Below are 14,908 nucleotides of genomic sequence, written 5' to 3' on the forward strand. Positions count from 1 at the left end.
CGCCGGCCGGTGACGTCACTCGTTGTGCAGCACCCGGGCGATGCTGAGCCGGGCCGCCGACCGGGCCGGCAGCAGCGCGCCCAGCACCGCGATCAGTACCCCGCTGACCACCATCAGGACCAGCGTCGCGGGGTCCCACACGTGCATCACGTAGTCGGGCAGGGTGACCTTCGCGGCGTCCGCGGCGAGCGGGATCACCAGCCGGTGCGCGGCCATCCCGAACGGGATCCCGAGCAGCCCGCCGATCACCCCGAGCGCCGCCATCGACGTGACCAGCATCGAGATCACCTGGCGCGGGGTCATCCCGATCGACTTGAGCATGCCCAGGTCGCGCCGGCGGTCCTGGACGTTGAGGGCGACCGTGTTGAGCACGCCCAGCGCCGCGACGGTGGCCAGCAGCACCGCCAGCACGGTGGAGAACCCGGCCACGATCGGCGTCAGCTCGTCACCGCCGCTGTTGTCCCAGGGATCCAGCCCGGGATCAGCCGCCACGATCGCCGCCATGTACCCGGGGAGATCGGTACCCTCGGCCAGTTCCACCTGGTAGTAGTAATCGTTCGGGATCGCGCCCGGCACGTCGCGCCAGGTCGCGAACAGGGCGTCGTCGCCGGACCCGGGCAGCCCCATCAGCGTCACCCCGACGATCGTCACGGGCAGCCGGGCGCCGTCACGTTCGAGAGTCAGGGTGTCGCCGAGCTCCAGCCCGCGTTTGGTGAGCATCTCGGCCGGTGCGACCACCTCGTCCGGCCCGGCCATCCAGCGGCCTTCGAGCAACTGCCGCTCGTGGCCCATGGCGGCGACGTCGCCGCGGACGAAGTCGACCCGGATCGGCTTGCTCTGGCCGGGCGACGCATAGCTGCGGCCGACCGAGACACCGATCATCGCCGTGCCGGGAAGGCTGCGGAGCAGCGCCTCGATCTCCTGGTCGGTCCGGGTGCTCGGGGCCTGCCCGAAGTCGGGATTCCGGGGCCGGACGCCGACGTCCCCGCCGGTCTCCGAGCCGAGCGCGGAGACCCGCAGCACCGAGTCGGACAACCCGGTCGCGAACGTCACCGTGGTCACTCCGAGCAGCAGCGACGCCATGGTCAGGGCGGTACGGGCCGGCCGGGCGAACGGCAGGCCCAGCCCGAGGCTGACCGGCCGGGGCAGCCGCATGCCACTCAAGGCGCGCTGGACCTGCAGGCCACGGCCACGCCGTGGGGCGCTGCCCGCGCTGATCGCCTCGGCGGCCGACAGGCGCCCGGCCCGGGACGCCGGTAGCAGCGCGGCCAGCAGGACCAGGGCGGGCACGCCGAGCAGCCCGGCCAGCCAGACCCACGGCCGTACCGCGGTGTCCTCCCCGTAGCCCAGCCCCCGGAACGTGTCGGCGAGCAGCGGCCCGGCCCCGGCGGCGCCGAGCCCTGTGCCCAGGACGGCCCCCGCCGCGGCCGGCATCGTGACCATGGTCAGGTATACGGCGGCCACCTGACGCGGGGTGAAGCCCAGCGACTTGAGCACACCGATGTGCCGGAACCCGGAGACCACCGCTCCGCTGATCACGTTGCCCACGATGATGATCGCCACGAGCAGGCCGAGCACGCCGAACGTGCCGAGGAACGGCAGGTAGACGCCGGCGGTCTCGCCCGCCTTCTCCTTGACCGTCTGGTAGGGCTGGGCGGCGATCAGCGCCTGGCCGGGGAGCCCCGTGGTCGCCCCGGCCAGCCGCTGCGTCACCGCCTCACGGCTCGACACGTCACCGGAGAACCGGTAGAGCATCTGCGTCGCTGCCGGCCGCATCGCCGACACCTGCCCGGGCGTCACCCATCCGTCCGCCGACGCGCTCACGCTGTGCGCCCAGCCGACGATGCGGAACGTCTGCCCGCCGGTGGAGGTGATCGAGGTGAGCCAGGCGAGCGGCCCCATCTCGAACATCCCGCCCGGCTCGGGCTCCCAGGCGAGCACGATCTCGCCCGGAGCGGTCGCCCACCGGCCCCGCCAGAGATCGAGGCGGTCCACATCGCCGTCCGGCCCGGACCGTCCGACCACGGTCAGCGGTCCCTCCAGCAGCGGACCGGATCCGCCCGCGGGTTCGAGAACCGCCTGCCCGAACGGTCCCGCCGAGGCCTGCACCCCGGTGGTCGCCGCCGCCAGCTGGGCGTCACTGACCAGCGCCCGGTCGAACGACGCCACGGCGTGCGCCCCGCGCTGCTTCCCGAAGATCCGGTCGAACGGCGCCGACGTGGCGTCCAGCAGCGCCAGCGACACCACGACGGTGGCCGTGCACAGCAGCGCCACCAGCGCGATCACGAACGTCTGCAGCCGCCGCCGGCGGATCGCGGCCCGCGCGGCCGCCCAGACGGCGCTCACACCCGGTCCAGTGCGGACTCGGCGGCGATCCGGCCGTCGGCCAGCTCGATGAGGCGGCTGGCGCAGCGGTGCGCGAGCCGTTCGTCGTGGGTGACGATCAGCAGTGTCTGCCCGATCTGGTTGAGGTCGATCAGCAGGTCCATCACCTGCTCGCCGGCCCGGCTGTCGAGGGCGCCGGTCGGTTCGTCGGCCAGCAGCAGCGCCGGCCGGTTCATCAGCGCGCGGGCCACCGCGACCCGCTGCCGCTCGCCACCGGAGAGCGCGGCCGGATAGACGTCACGCCGGCCGGCGATGCCCAGCTCGTCGAAGAGCTCCAGGGCCCGGCGCCGGGCGGCGGACGCCGACGAGCCGGTCAGCTGGGCGGCCAGGGCCACGTTGTCCAGTGCGGACAGGTCGTCGAGCAGGTTGAAGAACTGGAAGATCATGCCCAGGTGGTGGCGGCGGAACAGGGCCAGTCGCGTCTCGTTCATCGCGTCGAGCCGCTCGCCGTGCACCGTCACCTCCCCGGACGTCGGCCGGTCCAGGCCGGCGATCATGTTGAGCAGGGTGGACTTGCCGCAGCCGGACGGGCCCATCACGGCGACCGCCTCACCCCGGCGGATCGTCAGCGACACCCCGTCCAGCGCGGCCGTCTCGCCGTACTCCTTGCGTACCTCATCGAGGCGGACCACCGTCTCCGTCGTCATGCCACCGGACGCTACGGATCGGCGTACGGCCACCGCATCGGCCGCCGGATGCAATCGGCGGCCGGTCTCATCCCCGGGATGTACGGCGCCCGCCCACGGGTTGATGCGGTCCGGCGCCCGGACGTGCCAAGGTGTTCGGCGTGGTGACGGTGGTGCTCGCGGTGACCGGTGTGGTCGCGGTGACCCTGGCGGTCCTGTTGCGCCGGGCCCGGCTGCGGCACGAGCGGGCCCTGGGGGAGCGCGGCTGGCTGCTGGAACGCGAACGGGCGGCCGCCGCCCGGGCCGCCGTGGACCAGGAGCGGGCCCGGATTGCCCGCGAACTGCACGACATCGTCAGCCACAACGTCAGCGTCATGATCGTGCAGGCCGGCGCGGCCCGGGAGGTGCTGGCCACGATGCCGGCCGAGGCCGGTGCGGCGCTCGCCGCGGTCGAGCGCGCGGGACGCGACACCATGACCGAGCTGCGGCACCTGCTCGGACTGCTGGCGCCCGACCCGTCCGGCGAGGACCCGGAGCTCGCACCTCAGCCCACCCTGGCCCGGCTGAGCCCGCTCGTCGACCGGATCGCGTTCGCCGGACTGCCCGTCGAGGTCCGCGTCTCCGGTGCGCCACGGCCGCTGCCGACCGGCATCGACGTCACGGCCTACCGCATCGTGCAGGAGGCTCTGACCAACGCCCTCAAACACGGATCCGGAGGTAAGGCCGAGGTGACGATCCGCTGGGCGGAGACGGCGTTGCGGGTGGAGGTGCTGACCACCGGCCCGAGTGTGCTGACCGGTGACCCGGCCCCGGCCGCGGCAGCCGGTGACGGCGCCGGGCGTGGCCTGGCCGGTCTGCGGGAGCGGGTCGCCGTCTACGGCGGGGACCTCGACGCCCGCCGCCGGCTGGGCGGCGGCTACCGGGTGCGGGCGCGACTGCCCCTGGACCGGTCATGACCGGTCCGCGCGTGCTGATCGTCGACGATCAGGAGCTGATCCGTACCGGCTTCCGGCTGATCCTGTCGGCCCGCGGCATCGACGTGGTGGGGGAGGCCGGTGACGGTGCCGCCGCTGTCGAGGCCGAGCGCCGGCTGCGTCCCGACGTGATCCTGATGGACGTCCGGATGCCGGGGATGGACGGCATCGAGGCGGCCCGGCGCATCCTGGCGCGTGCCCCGGCCTGCCGGATCCTGATGCTGACCACCTTCGACCTGGACCGGTACGTCTACGCCGCGCTGGCCGCGGGCGCGAGCGGCTTCCTGCTCAAGGACGTGACCGCCGACCACCTGGCCGCCGCGGTCCGGCTGGTCGGTACCGGTGACGCGCTGCTCGCCCCGTCGATCACCCGGCGGCTGGTGCAGCGGTTCGCCGGAGCGGGCGAGCCCCCGGCCGTGCACCGTGACCTGGCCGCTCTCACTCCGCGCGAGCTGGAGGTGCTGACCCTGCTCGGGCGGGGCCTGTCCAACACCGAGCTGGCCGAGTCGTTGACGCTGAGCGAGGCGACCGTGAAGACTCACGTGGCCCGCATCTTCTCGAAGCTGGATCTGCGGGACCGGGCGCAGGCGGTGGTGCTGGCGTACGAGACCGGCTTGGTTACCCCATCCGGTTAACGACCGTTAAGCTGCTGGCATGACCGTGGATCGACTGCTTCCCACCCCTGAAGCGCACGACCTGCTCGACCTGACCACCGAGCTCGCCACCCGCGAGCTGGCCGGCAGGGTCGACGATTTCGAGGCGCGCGGCGAGTTCCCCCGCGAGATCCTGCGCACGCTCGGCCGTTCCGGGCTGCTCGGCCTGCCCTACGCCGAGGAGTTCGGTGGCGCCGCCCAGCCGTACGAGGTGTATGTGCAGGTCCTGGAGATCCTTGCGGGTTCCTGGCTGGGCATCGCCGAGGCGGTCAGCGTGCACACCCTGTCGTGTTTCCCGGTCGCCGAGTTCGGCACCGGCAAGCAGCGGGCCATGCTGCCCGACATGATCGGCGGCGAACTCCTCGGGGCCTACGCGCTCTCCGAGCCGCACGGGGGCAGCGACGCCGCCGGGCTGACCACCCGCGCCGTACCCGACGGCGAGGACTTCCTGGTCACCGGCACCAAAGCGTGGATCACCCACGCCGGACAGGCCGACTTCTACAACATCTTCTGCCGTACGGGTGGGCCGGGTCCCAAGGGCATCTCCTGCCTGCTGGCCGACGCCGACACGCCCGGGCTGATGCCGCAGGCGACCGAGAAGTTGATGGGTCTGCGCTCGTCGGCGCCCGCCCAGGTCGTCCTCGAGGACGCCCGCATCCCGCGCGACCGTCTGGTCGGCGAGGAGAACAAGGGCTTCACGATCGCCATGCGGGCTCTCGACTCGGGCCGTCTCGGCATCGCCGCGTGCGCGGTCGGCCTCGCCCAGGCCGCCGTCGACTACGCGACCGCCTATGCGAAGGAGCGGGAGCAGTTCGGCAAGCCGATCGCATCGTTCCAGGGGATCGGGTTCATGCTCGCCGACATGGCCACCCAGGTGTCCGCGGCCCGGGCGCTGCTGCTGAACGCGGCCCGCCTCAAGGACGCCGGCCGGCCCTTCTCGATCGAGGCGGCGAAGGCGAAACTGTTCGCCACCGACATGGCGATGAAGGTGACCACCGACGCGGTCCAGGTGCTCGGCGGCGCCGGATACGTCTCGGACCACCCGGTGGAGCGGTGGTTCCGCGAGGCGAAGGTGCTGCAGATCGTCGAGGGCACCAACCAGATCCAGAGGCTGGTGATCGCCCGGTCGATGACGGGGTGAGCCACCGAGGTCGGTAGTGTGGCGCCGTGGAAGAGATCGACCGGGCGATCGTGTCGGCCCTGACCGCGGACGGCCGGTTGTCGTATACCGACTTGGCCGAGCGGGTGGGCCTCAGTGTCTCCGCCGTTCACCAGCGTGTCCGCCGGCTCGAGCAGCGCGGCGTCATCAACGGCTACACGGCGAAGGTGTCGTACGAGGCCTTGGACCTGCCGTTGACCGCGTTCGTGGCGATCCGGCCGTTCGACCCGTCGCAGCCCGACGACGCCCCGGAGCGGCTGGCCCACCTCGCCGAGATCGACTCCTGTTACTCGGTGGCCGGTGAGGACTTCTACATGCTCCTGGTCCGGGTGAAGAGCCCCGCCGACCTGGAGCGCCTTCTGCAGGACATCCGCACCGCGGCGAACGTCACGACCCGGACCACGGTGGTGCTGTCCACGCCGTACGAGAATCGCCCCCCGCGCATCGCCTCCTGATGGAGAGCGTCTCAGAGATCTCGAGGGTCCCTCAGTCGAGGTGCTGGTCGGTTACGTGGTGTCACGGGTGTGGGTGGGGGCGGGAACCCGGTGTCGCGAGGGCGCCGGGCTGGAAACTCGTGGGCCCCGCCGCGGTTGCGGCGGTCGGGATGGGGTGGGCAGGGTCAGCCTGACCCGCGCCGCCTACCGTCCCGGAACCTGCCGTCACGCCCGAAGCCGTACCTCTACTATGGAGCAAAAGTGGAGAGCCTGACCAAGAACCGGCAGGATCCCGCGACGCTGCACGCCATGATCGTGCGGGCGTACGGCGTGGACCGTGCGCCCGATCCGGCCGGCGACTGGTGCACCGAGCTGGGCCACGGCTGGTTCAACGTCGCCTACCGGATCCGGCTGCGCGACGGCGCCGAGGTGGTCCTGAAGATCGCGCCGCCCCCGGCCGTCGAGGTGATGACCTACGAGCGCGGCGCGATGGCCACCGAGCTGGCGGCGCTGCGGCTGATACGCGAGCACACCGACGTGCCGGTTCCGGCGGTCGACCACGCCGACACGAGCCGCAACCTGTGCGACGCCGACTGGTTCGTGATGCCGTTCATTGCCGGCGACAACCTGGGCATGCTCCGCGACCGCCTGACCGCGGCCGAGAGCGACGCCTACCAGGAGCAGCTCGGCGCGGTGACGGCCCGTCTCAACGCCGTCCGGGGCACCGCCTTCGGCCCGCTGACCGGCCCCGGCGTCCCCACCTGGCGGGCCGCGTTCACCGCCATGATCGACAGCGTGCTGGCCGACGGTGAGCGCCGCGCGGTCGGGCTCGGCCGCCCTTACTCCGCCATCCGCACGCTGATCAGCGACAACGCCGCCTGCTTGGACGACGTCACCGAGCCGCGCCTGGTCGAATGGGACCTGTGGGACAACAACGCCATGGTCCGCGACGGCCGGATCGTCGCGATCATCGACCACGAGCGGGCCTTCTGGGGCGACCCGCTGATCGAGGCCGGCTTCACCGGCCTCGAGCTTCCCGCCTTCGGCGATTCACAACCTTTCACCAGGGGGTACGGCCACCCGCCCCTGACCCGTGCGGAGCGCGTGCGCCGTCGCCTGTACGGCCTCTACCTGACCCTGATCATGGCCGTCGAGATCGACTACCGGAAACTGCCGGGAGCCGACCATCACGCCTGGGTGCACGCCCGCCTGGCCGAGGCCCTCACCCGCCTCGACGGCTGACTCAGCACTGCCACAGGAACGCCGCCTCCCCGCACGGCTCGCAGCGGAAGCCGTACCCGTACCCGTTGCCGAAGTTGATCGCCGTGCGATGGTCGTGCCCCTCGTCGAGCTGGACCACGAACGTCATCGGCCGCCCGCACCCGCCGCACTCCGGTGTCTCGTCGTTCTGCAGCCACTGCGCAGCCGTCCCGGTGTGGCCGAGAACCTCCCGCGCGGGCCGTCCGGTGAGCCGGCTCCAGCTCTCCGTCGCCTCGCGATAACCGCCGGCGTCGACCGGCGCGAAGGCGACAGCGCAGACCTCCTCCAGCATCGTGACCCCGTCGCCTGGCGGGGTGGCGGCGTGCACCGCGCCGGCACCGAAGACGAACGCCCGGTTGCCTCCCGCCGTCGCATCCCACTCGTCGCACATGCCGGGATCGTTCTGGCACATGAAGACGGAGAACAGGCCGCCACCGAGATCGACCTGAGCCAGGAACTGCATCGGCCCGTCACACTCGGCACAGACCGGCCACTCGAACCCGGCGGGAACGAGCGGGACACCACCGGTCCGCGTCCCCGGGGCGTCGGCAGCGGCCGCCCCGGCGTACGTCATCAAGGTCACCACACGCGGAGGATACGAGAAAGACCGCGGGCCAGACGCCCGGATGTGGCCGGGCTCTGGCCTGTGCGCACGGTGACCCGTGGTCGAAACGGGGCCCGTCCGGAGAGGGTGGCCAACCGATTTACAGCAGGGACGTCAGCTCGGTGTCCGGCCCGGTCGTGTCGAGGCCGAACTCGATGTCCTCCCGGACCTCCTCGATCGTGTCGTCCTCGCCGAGCACCTCGGGCACATCGTTGCTCTCCTCGAAGTGATCGAGCATGTCGTAGGCCTCGCCCAGCGTCGCCGCGCCCATCCGCAGCGCCCAGGCCAGCACACGCTGCGTGGCGGCCGACGGGGAGAACTCCTCTTCCCATGTGCTCACCGGCAGAATGTAGCCGAGAGCCGGCCGGTCCATCCGGGAACGGGACGCCAGGGGCCGAACGCCCGAGCGACATCGGCCGCGGTGACCGACAATGGGATCATGAGCCAGCCGGATCTGAACCCCGACGACTACCCGCCGATCGACCCGCGGGAGCCGATCCCGGACGACCCGGGCGAGCTGCTTCCGGACGCACCGGAGGAGCTGCCGCCGGCCCCCGTCGAGCCGATGCCGGACGACGGGGACGAGGGCGGTGTCCGGGAGCCGGCGTGATCACTGCCGGTAGGTGGCGAGGAAGCTCCGCAGCCGCCCGATCGCGTCGTCGAGGATGTCCACCGGCGCGAGGAAGACCACCCGCAGATGGTCCGGCGTGTCGATGTTGAAGCCGGTGCCGTGCGACAGCAGCAGCTGCTTCGACTCCAGCAGGTCGATGATCAGCCGCTCGTCGTCGTGGATCTTGTGGACGGCCGGGTCGAGCCGCGCGAAGAGGTAGAGCGCACCTTCCGGCTTGAAACACTCCACACCGGGGATCTCGGTGAGCATCCGCCACGCGTGCTCGCGCTGTTCGTAGAGCCGGCCACCCGGCGTGACCAGGGCATTGATGCTCTGGTACCCGCCGAGCGCGGTCTGGATCGCGTGCTGCGCGGGCACGTTGGGGCACAGCCGCATGTTCGCCAGCAGCTGCAGGCCCTCGATGTAGTCGGTGTCCTGCGGGCCGAAACCGGTGATCGCCAGCCATCCCGAGCGGAACCCGGCGGCGCGGTGCGTCTTCGACAGCCCGCCCATGCTGATCATCGGCACGTCCGGGGCGAGTGCCGCCGCTGTGTGGTGCACCGCCCGGTCGTAGATGATCTGGTCGTAGATCTCGTCGGCGAACACCAGCAGCCCGTGCCGGCGGGCGATGTCGAGCATGCCCTCCAGTACCTCGCGCGAGTAGACGGCGCCGGTCGGATTGTTCGGGTTGATGATCACCATGGCCCGGGTGTCCGGGGTGATCCGCGACGCCAGATCCTCCAGGTCGGGCTGCCAGCCGTTGCCCTCGTCACAGCGGTAGTGCACGGCCCGGCCGCCGCACAGCGACACCGCGCCGGTCCACAGCGGGTAGTCGGGACTCGGCACCAGCACCTCGTCACCGGTGTCGAGCAGCGCCTGCAGACACATCACGATCAGCTCGGAGACGCCGTTGCCGAGCATCACGTCCTCGGGCTGCACGTCGGTGGCACCCTGGATCTGATACTTGTGGGCGACCGCCACCCGCGCCGAGTAGATCCCACGGGCGTCGCTGTAACCCGTCGCCGACCCGAGGTTGTGCACCACATCGGCCATGATCGGCTCGGGGGTGGCGAGACCCCACGGCGCCGGATTGCCGATGTTCAGCTTGATGATCTGGTGCCCGGCGTCCTCCATCTGCTGTGCGCGGCGCAGCACCGGCCCGCGAATGTCGTACCGGACCGCCTTGAGCCGTTGCGCCTGCTTCACCGGATCACTCTCCCACTCGATGATCGTGCTGCGTCCTGAATAGCAGGTCGAGTTGTGCGTCCAGCACCGCACGGGCCTGGTCCGGCGTGAACTGCCCGCCGAGAAGATAGACCCCGAGACCCTCCATCAGAGCAAGAAGATCAAGACCCCTTTCGGGTACGGGCACCAAGCTCCCGAAGAACCCGGCCATCTGCGCCGTCTCCTCCCGCAGCACCGCCGACGCCGTGGGCCGCACCGCCGTGTACGCCAGGAACGCCAGCGCCACCCGCCCGTCCGCCCGGCTCTCCTCGTCCAGCGGCAGCAGCGTCGCGATGATGGTCCGCAGCAGGTCCCGTGGCGCCGGATCGGCACCCAGCGCGGCGACCGCCTCGGTGACCCGGGCCTGGTTGCGCTCCCGCACCACCTCCATCGCGAACGCCATCATCTCGTCCTTGGTGCCGAACCAGTGCTGCACCATCCCGGTCGACACCCCGGCCTCGGCGGCCACATGCCGCAGGCTGACCGCTTCGAGCCCCCGGTCGGCGGCGACCCGCATCAGCGCGTCGGCGATCAGGGTGCGGCGCTCCCGCTGGTCCACCTTCTTGGGCATGCCGTCCATGATGAAGCACGTGGAATCGTTGAATGCGGATGACCTCGACGCGGCCGTCGCGGAGATGCTGCGGGTTCTCACGCCGGTGCAGGACCGCGACTGGACGGTACGGGCGGGCCCGCTCGACTGGGACTGCCGCGAGACGGCGGCGCACGTGGCCCACGACCTGACCGCCTACGCCACCCAGCTGGCGGCCCGTGCCGACGGCGGCTACCTGCCCCTCGACCTGCTGGTCCAGCCGGAAGCCCGGCCATCGGTGGTGCTGAAGATCGTCGCGGCCTGCGCCGATCTCCTGTCGCTGGCCCTGCGTGCCGCCGGCCCCGACGCCCGTGCCTGGCACTGGGGCCCGACCGACCCGTCCGGTTTCGCGGCCCTGGGTGTCAACGAGACTCTGGTGCACACGTGGGACATCGCCCAGGGCCTCGACCTCGGCTGGACACCCCCGCCCACCCTGTGCACCCGCGTCCTGTCCCGCCTGTTCCCGGACGCCCCACCCGGCGACCCGGTGGACGCACTCCTGTGGTGCACCGGCCGCCTGGCCCTCCCCACCCGCCCCCGCCAGACCGACTGGAAACTGAAGGCCGCCCTGGCCTGACCCGCCCGAGCGCTCCCGCCCGACCTGGAACCGGCCGCCCGCTCAGCTCAGGATCGCCTGGGCCACCGCGCGGCCGGACAGCCAGGCGGTCTGCACCCGGGGCCGTCCGAAAGCGTCCCCGCACAGCCAGACCCGCCCGTCGACGGCGTAGGCCGCGTCGCCGGCCTCCGGCTGCGCATACGTCCACCGGTGCACCCGCACCCCGGGCTGCGCCGTGAGTCCGAGCAGCTCACCGACGGCCCCGGCGAGGACCGGCCCGGCGGCTTCCGGATCGTCCAGGTGCCGGGCGGCGAGCGCACCCGTCGAGTGCGCCACCAGCACGGCCGCGCCGTCACCGCGACGATCCCCGTCGTCACAGACGCCGGCGAGGAGGGGATGGTCGTTGACGAAGGCGCCCCGCAGGTCGCCCCACTCCCGTGACGGATAGGTGAGGACCGCGGCGATCACCGGCCGCCAGGTCTGCGCCTCGGCCGCGGCGGCGACACCCGGCGGCGGCCCGAGACGCAGCGCCTGCGGCCCGGGCATGGCGAGCACGACCGCGTCGGAGCCCCCGGGCACCGCGTCGAGGGCCGTCGACAGCCGCACGTCCAGCCCGTCGGCCAGGTCGGCGGCCAGCGAGCGCAGCCCACCACCGGCGGCCCATCGCACCGGCCCGGCCGCGTCCTCGCCACCCGGAAACACCCGGAACGTGTCGATCCACGGCCGGGCCAGACCGCGCGCCTCCCAGGACGCGACCTGCGCGACGAACTCCGGCTCGTCGGCGACGAGATAGGCGGCGCCGATGTCCACGTACCGCCCGTCGTAGCGCTTGCTGGCCAGCCGCCCACCAACGACCCGCCCCCGCTCGACGACCCGCACCCGGGCGCCCCCGTCGACGAGGGCCCGTGCACACGCGAGCCCGGCGATTCCCGCACCCACCACGACGACGTCCACGCCGCGACCCTAACCCGCGACCGGCTCCCACGATGCGCCCGACTCCCACGATGCGACGCGCACCGGACTCCGTCGCTCGTCCGTGGGTGGCGGCGTGACCGGGAAACGCCCGCGTGAGTGGGTCACCGCGAAGCACGCGTGTGGAGCGACTCGCACCAGGCCGGCTACCTGTCGTACCTCGACGGCGACCTCGCGGATCACCTGCGCGTGTACAGCGCTGTGAGTCAGCCGATCGCCGACAGTTCGTCGATGTCCTCGGGGGAGAGGGCGAGGCCCGCGCCGGCCACGTTCTCCCGGAGGTGGGCGACCGACGAGGTGCCGGGGATCAGCAGGATGTTCGGCGAGCGTTGCAGGAGCCAGGCGAGTGCCACCGACATCGGTGTGGCGTCCAGCCGCGCGGCCACCGACGACAGCGCCGCCGACTGCAGCGGGCTGAACCCGCCGAGCGGGAAGAACGGCACGTAGGCGATGCCGTCGGCGGCGAGCTTGTCGATCAGGTCGTCGTCGTGGCGGTGGGCGAGGTTGTACATGTTCTGCACGCACACGACCGGCGCGATCGTCCGGGCCTCGGCGACCTGCGCGACGGTCGCGTTGCTCACCCCGAGGTGCCGGATCAGCCCTTCCTGTTGCAGGTCGGCGAGTGCCCCGAAGGCTTCGGCGACCGGCTCGGGCCGTGGTCCTCCTGCGTCGCCGAGCCGCAGATTGACCAGGTCGAGCACGTCGAGGCCGAGATTCTCCAGGTTGTCGCGGACGGCCCGGCGCAGGCTCGCCGGATCCCGGGAGGGCGGCCAGCCACCCTTTTCATCACGGTTCGCGCCGACCTTGGTCACGACATGAAGATCTTGGGGGTACGGACGAAGCGCCTCCCGGATGAGCCGGTTGGTGACGTGCGGCCCGTACGCGTCGGCGGTGTCGATGTGGGTGATCCCGAGGTCGACGGCCTCACGGAGCACGGCGAGCGCGCCTTCCCGGTCGGCGGGCGGCCCCATCACGCCGGGCCCGGCGAGTTGCATCGCCCCATAGCCGAATCGGGTGACGGTGAGATCCCCCAGCGTCCAGGTGCCGCCGGGAAGTGATGTGGAAACCATGCGCGTAACTATCGGGGAGTAACTTCCTATCGGGAAGTACGCACTTTCAGGTGCGTCAGGCACTCGGAGGTGCGTGGATGGCGACGGCGGCGCAGAAGAGGGCGGCGGCGAAGGCGGAGTACGACGCGTTCATCGCGGCCTGCCCGAGCCGGCGATTGCTCGACGCGATCTCCGACAAATGGGTCGCCTTGATCCTGTCCGCACTGGGCAGCGGCCCCGACTGTGCCGGCGGCCCGCGACCGATGCGTTACTCGGAGTTGCTGCGCCTGCTGGCCGGGGTGAGCGAGAAGATGCTGACCCAGACACTGCGCGCTCTGGAACGCGACGGCCTGGTCACCAGGACCGTGACACCGACGGTGCCGGTCATGGTCCACTACGAACTGACTCTCCTCGGCATGTCCCTGCACGAGATGATGCGCGGCCTGAAGGCGTGGGCCGAGACGAACATGGACGAGGTCCTGGGCCACCGCCGAGCCTACGACCAGGTCGTCGACACGCTGCGGTAGAGCGGCGGGCCCGCGGACGCCGCGGGAGAACGCGCCGCGGCAGCGGCGGGTCCATGAGCGCCGCGGGGAGAACGCGGCGCGGCAGCGGCAGTCCCGCGGACGCCGCGGGGAGAACGCGGTGCGGCAGCGGCAGTCCCGCGGACGCCGCGGGGAGAACGCGGTGCGGCAGCGGCAGTCCCGCGGACGCCGCGGGGAGAACGCGCCGCGGAAGCGGCGGGCTCAGGCGAGCGGCGTACCGGCGAGGGGCGCAGCGGCGTCGGCGCGGGTGCAGGCGGTGACGTAGGGCAGGGTGTAGCGGTCGCGGCCGAGCAGCGCGGGGTGGGTGGCGATCAGCTGGCGGACCTGGGCGAGGACGGCGGCGCGTTCGTCGGCCGGCAGCAGGATCATGTGGCTTCGCGAACCGACCAGGCTGATCAGGTCGCCCGGTGTGAGCCGCTGCTCCCAGGGGAACGACGCCCGCTCGGCCCGGCTGAACGGCGGGCCCATGTGGGGTTCGGGGTGGGGTGCGCCGCCGAGGATCTCGCCGAGGCGGGACACCCAGTCGGTGCGTTCGTCGCGGACGGTGCGGATCAGTCCGAGGCGGCCGCCGGGGGAGAGGACGCGGGCGATCTCGGCCCAGGCCCGGCCGGGGTCGTCCCACTGCCAGCCGCCGGCCACCAACACGGTGTCGACGCAGCCGTCGGGCAGCGGCAGGTGTTCGGGGACGCCCTGGTGGGTGGTCACGCCGGGGAGGGTGCGGCGTAAGGCGGCGAGCATCGCGGCGGACGGGTCGACGGCGGTCACGTCGAGGCCGCGTTCGTGCAGGCGGCGGGTGAGCCGTCCGGTTCCGGCTCCGAGGTCGAGGACCCGCGGGCTGCCGGCGGGCAGCAGCCAGTCGAGGGCTTCGTCGGGATAGGGGGTGTGAGTGCCGCCGGATGGGGAATTCACGACGAAGATCATAACTGACATTGTCCTAGGACACTCGACAGGTGGCCTACGGCACAAAGTGTTTCAAAGCATTACGGACCGGGCACCACTGTAGGCGTTCAGCGACGATACGGACCTAGGAGCGTGGACATATGAGCATCGCCGACAAGGTCAAGAACAAGGCCGAGGAACTGACCGGCAAGGCGAAGAAGGGCATCGGCGAGGCGACCGACAACGAGCGCCTCTACGCCGAGGGTCAGGCGCAGGAGACTGCCGCCCACGCCAAGCAGGCGGGCGAGCACGTCAAGGACGCCGGCCGCGACGTCCGCGACGCTTTTAAGTAGGTCGGGAACGACCTACGGCAATGTGTGAGGGGGAGG

General features: G+C 71.8%; 18 protein-coding genes. 9 read left to right on the forward strand and 9 right to left on the reverse strand.

Annotated elements, in window-relative coordinates; translation table 11 throughout:
• Positions 1-15: 15 nt before the first annotated feature.
• Together ACFO0C_RS42155 and ACFO0C_RS42160 are read right to left on the reverse strand one after the other, a co-directional pair.
• The gene (locus tag ACFO0C_RS42155) at positions 16-2,346 is read right to left on the reverse strand and encodes an ABC transporter permease (RefSeq protein ID WP_378072455.1); all 2,331 of its coding nucleotides are present in this window, start codon (positions 2,344-2,346) and stop codon (positions 16-18) included.
• On the reverse strand, positions 2,343-3,032 hold the full coding sequence (locus tag ACFO0C_RS42160; protein ID WP_378072456.1) for an ABC transporter ATP-binding protein: 690 nt from the start codon (positions 3,030-3,032) through the stop codon (positions 2,343-2,345). The genes ACFO0C_RS42155 and ACFO0C_RS42160 overlap by 4 nt, the downstream gene beginning before the upstream one ends.
• A gap of 140 nt (positions 3,033-3,172) precedes the next feature.
• On the opposite strand from ACFO0C_RS42160, the gene ACFO0C_RS42165 reads away from it, so the two are divergent.
• The 5 genes from ACFO0C_RS42165 to ACFO0C_RS42185 all read left to right on the forward strand — a co-directional run bounded on the left by ACFO0C_RS42165 (position 3,173) and on the right by ACFO0C_RS42185 (position 7,473).
• Complete coding sequence (locus tag ACFO0C_RS42165) at positions 3,173-3,967, forward strand: sensor histidine kinase (protein WP_378072457.1); 795 nt, start codon at positions 3,173-3,175, stop codon at positions 3,965-3,967.
• A complete protein-coding gene (locus ACFO0C_RS42170) occupies positions 3,964-4,620 on the forward strand; it encodes a response regulator (protein WP_378072458.1) in 657 nt (218 codons plus the stop codon). Before ACFO0C_RS42165 ends, ACFO0C_RS42170 begins: the two co-directional genes overlap by 4 nt.
• Before the next feature lie 19 nt (positions 4,621-4,639).
• Positions 4,640-5,779 (forward strand): acyl-CoA dehydrogenase family protein, encoded by a 1,140-nt coding sequence (locus ACFO0C_RS42175; RefSeq protein WP_378072459.1) that lies wholly within the window; start codon positions 4,640-4,642, stop codon positions 5,777-5,779.
• A gap of 26 nt (positions 5,780-5,805) precedes the next feature.
• The gene (locus tag ACFO0C_RS42180; RefSeq protein WP_378072460.1) at positions 5,806-6,252 is read left to right on the forward strand and encodes an Lrp/AsnC family transcriptional regulator; all 447 of its coding nucleotides are present in this window, start codon (positions 5,806-5,808) and stop codon (positions 6,250-6,252) included.
• Positions 6,253-6,492: 240 nt separating this feature from the next.
• The gene (locus ACFO0C_RS42185) at positions 6,493-7,473 is read left to right on the forward strand and encodes a phosphotransferase family protein (RefSeq protein ID WP_378072461.1); all 981 of its coding nucleotides are present in this window, start codon (positions 6,493-6,495) and stop codon (positions 7,471-7,473) included.
• 1 nt (position 7,474) lies between these two features.
• Here the strand turns inward: ACFO0C_RS42185 and ACFO0C_RS42190 are convergent, their stop codons facing one another.
• Complete coding sequence (locus tag ACFO0C_RS42190) at positions 7,475-8,077, reverse strand: DUF1963 domain-containing protein (protein WP_378072462.1); 603 nt, start codon at positions 8,075-8,077, stop codon at positions 7,475-7,477.
• A 118-nt stretch (positions 8,078-8,195) separates the two neighbouring features.
• Positions 8,196-8,435 carry a hypothetical protein gene (locus ACFO0C_RS42195; RefSeq protein WP_378072463.1) on the reverse strand — a complete coding sequence of 80 codons (240 nt, stop codon included), beginning with the start codon at positions 8,433-8,435 and terminating at the stop codon, positions 8,196-8,198.
• A 99-nt stretch (positions 8,436-8,534) separates the two neighbouring features.
• Here ACFO0C_RS42195 and ACFO0C_RS42200 point away from each other — a divergent pair, with 99 nt between their 5' ends.
• Complete coding sequence (locus ACFO0C_RS42200; protein WP_378072464.1) at positions 8,535-8,705, forward strand: hypothetical protein; 171 nt, start codon at positions 8,535-8,537, stop codon at positions 8,703-8,705.
• On the opposite strand, the gene ACFO0C_RS42205 is transcribed toward ACFO0C_RS42200, so the two are convergent.
• Complete coding sequence (locus tag ACFO0C_RS42205; protein ID WP_378072465.1) at positions 8,706-9,911, reverse strand: pyridoxal phosphate-dependent aminotransferase; 1,206 nt, start codon at positions 9,909-9,911, stop codon at positions 8,706-8,708. It abuts the gene before it with no gap.
• Between the two features lie 4 nt (positions 9,912-9,915).
• Positions 9,916-10,500 (reverse strand): TetR/AcrR family transcriptional regulator, encoded by a 585-nt coding sequence (locus ACFO0C_RS42210; RefSeq protein WP_378072466.1) that lies wholly within the window; start codon positions 10,498-10,500, stop codon positions 9,916-9,918.
• A gap of 28 nt (positions 10,501-10,528) precedes the next feature.
• Here ACFO0C_RS42210 and ACFO0C_RS42215 point away from each other — a divergent pair, with 28 nt between their 5' ends.
• A complete protein-coding gene (locus ACFO0C_RS42215) occupies positions 10,529-11,095 on the forward strand; it encodes a maleylpyruvate isomerase N-terminal domain-containing protein (RefSeq protein ID WP_378072641.1) in 567 nt (188 codons plus the stop codon).
• Between the two features lie 42 nt (positions 11,096-11,137).
• Here the strand turns inward: ACFO0C_RS42215 and ACFO0C_RS42220 are convergent, their stop codons facing one another.
• Entirely contained in the window at positions 11,138-12,028 is an 891-nt protein-coding gene (locus ACFO0C_RS42220; RefSeq protein WP_378072467.1) for an NAD(P)/FAD-dependent oxidoreductase, read from the reverse strand.
• A gap of 224 nt (positions 12,029-12,252) precedes the next feature.
• A complete protein-coding gene (locus tag ACFO0C_RS42225; protein ID WP_378072468.1) occupies positions 12,253-13,116 on the reverse strand; it encodes an aldo/keto reductase family oxidoreductase in 864 nt (287 codons plus the stop codon).
• A gap of 77 nt (positions 13,117-13,193) precedes the next feature.
• Between ACFO0C_RS42225 and ACFO0C_RS42230 the strand changes: the two genes are divergently transcribed.
• Positions 13,194-13,622: a winged helix-turn-helix transcriptional regulator gene (locus tag ACFO0C_RS42230; protein ID WP_378072469.1), complete on the forward strand. Its 429-nt coding sequence runs from the start codon at positions 13,194-13,196 to the stop codon at positions 13,620-13,622.
• Positions 13,623-13,841: 219 nt separating this feature from the next.
• Here the strand turns inward: ACFO0C_RS42230 and ACFO0C_RS42235 are convergent, their stop codons facing one another.
• On the reverse strand, positions 13,842-14,549 hold the full coding sequence (locus ACFO0C_RS42235) for a class I SAM-dependent methyltransferase (protein WP_378072470.1): 708 nt from the start codon (positions 14,547-14,549) through the stop codon (positions 13,842-13,844).
• Positions 14,550-14,680: 131 nt separating this feature from the next.
• On the opposite strand from ACFO0C_RS42235, the gene ACFO0C_RS42240 reads away from it, so the two are divergent.
• Entirely contained in the window at positions 14,681-14,872 is a 192-nt protein-coding gene (locus ACFO0C_RS42240) for a CsbD family protein (protein WP_378072471.1), read from the forward strand.
• Positions 14,873-14,908 lie beyond the last annotated feature (36 nt).

It is taken from the genome of Actinoplanes subglobosus (assembly GCF_042650585.1).
Classification (GTDB): Bacteria; Actinomycetota; Actinomycetes; order Mycobacteriales; family Micromonosporaceae; genus Actinoplanes; species Actinoplanes subglobosus.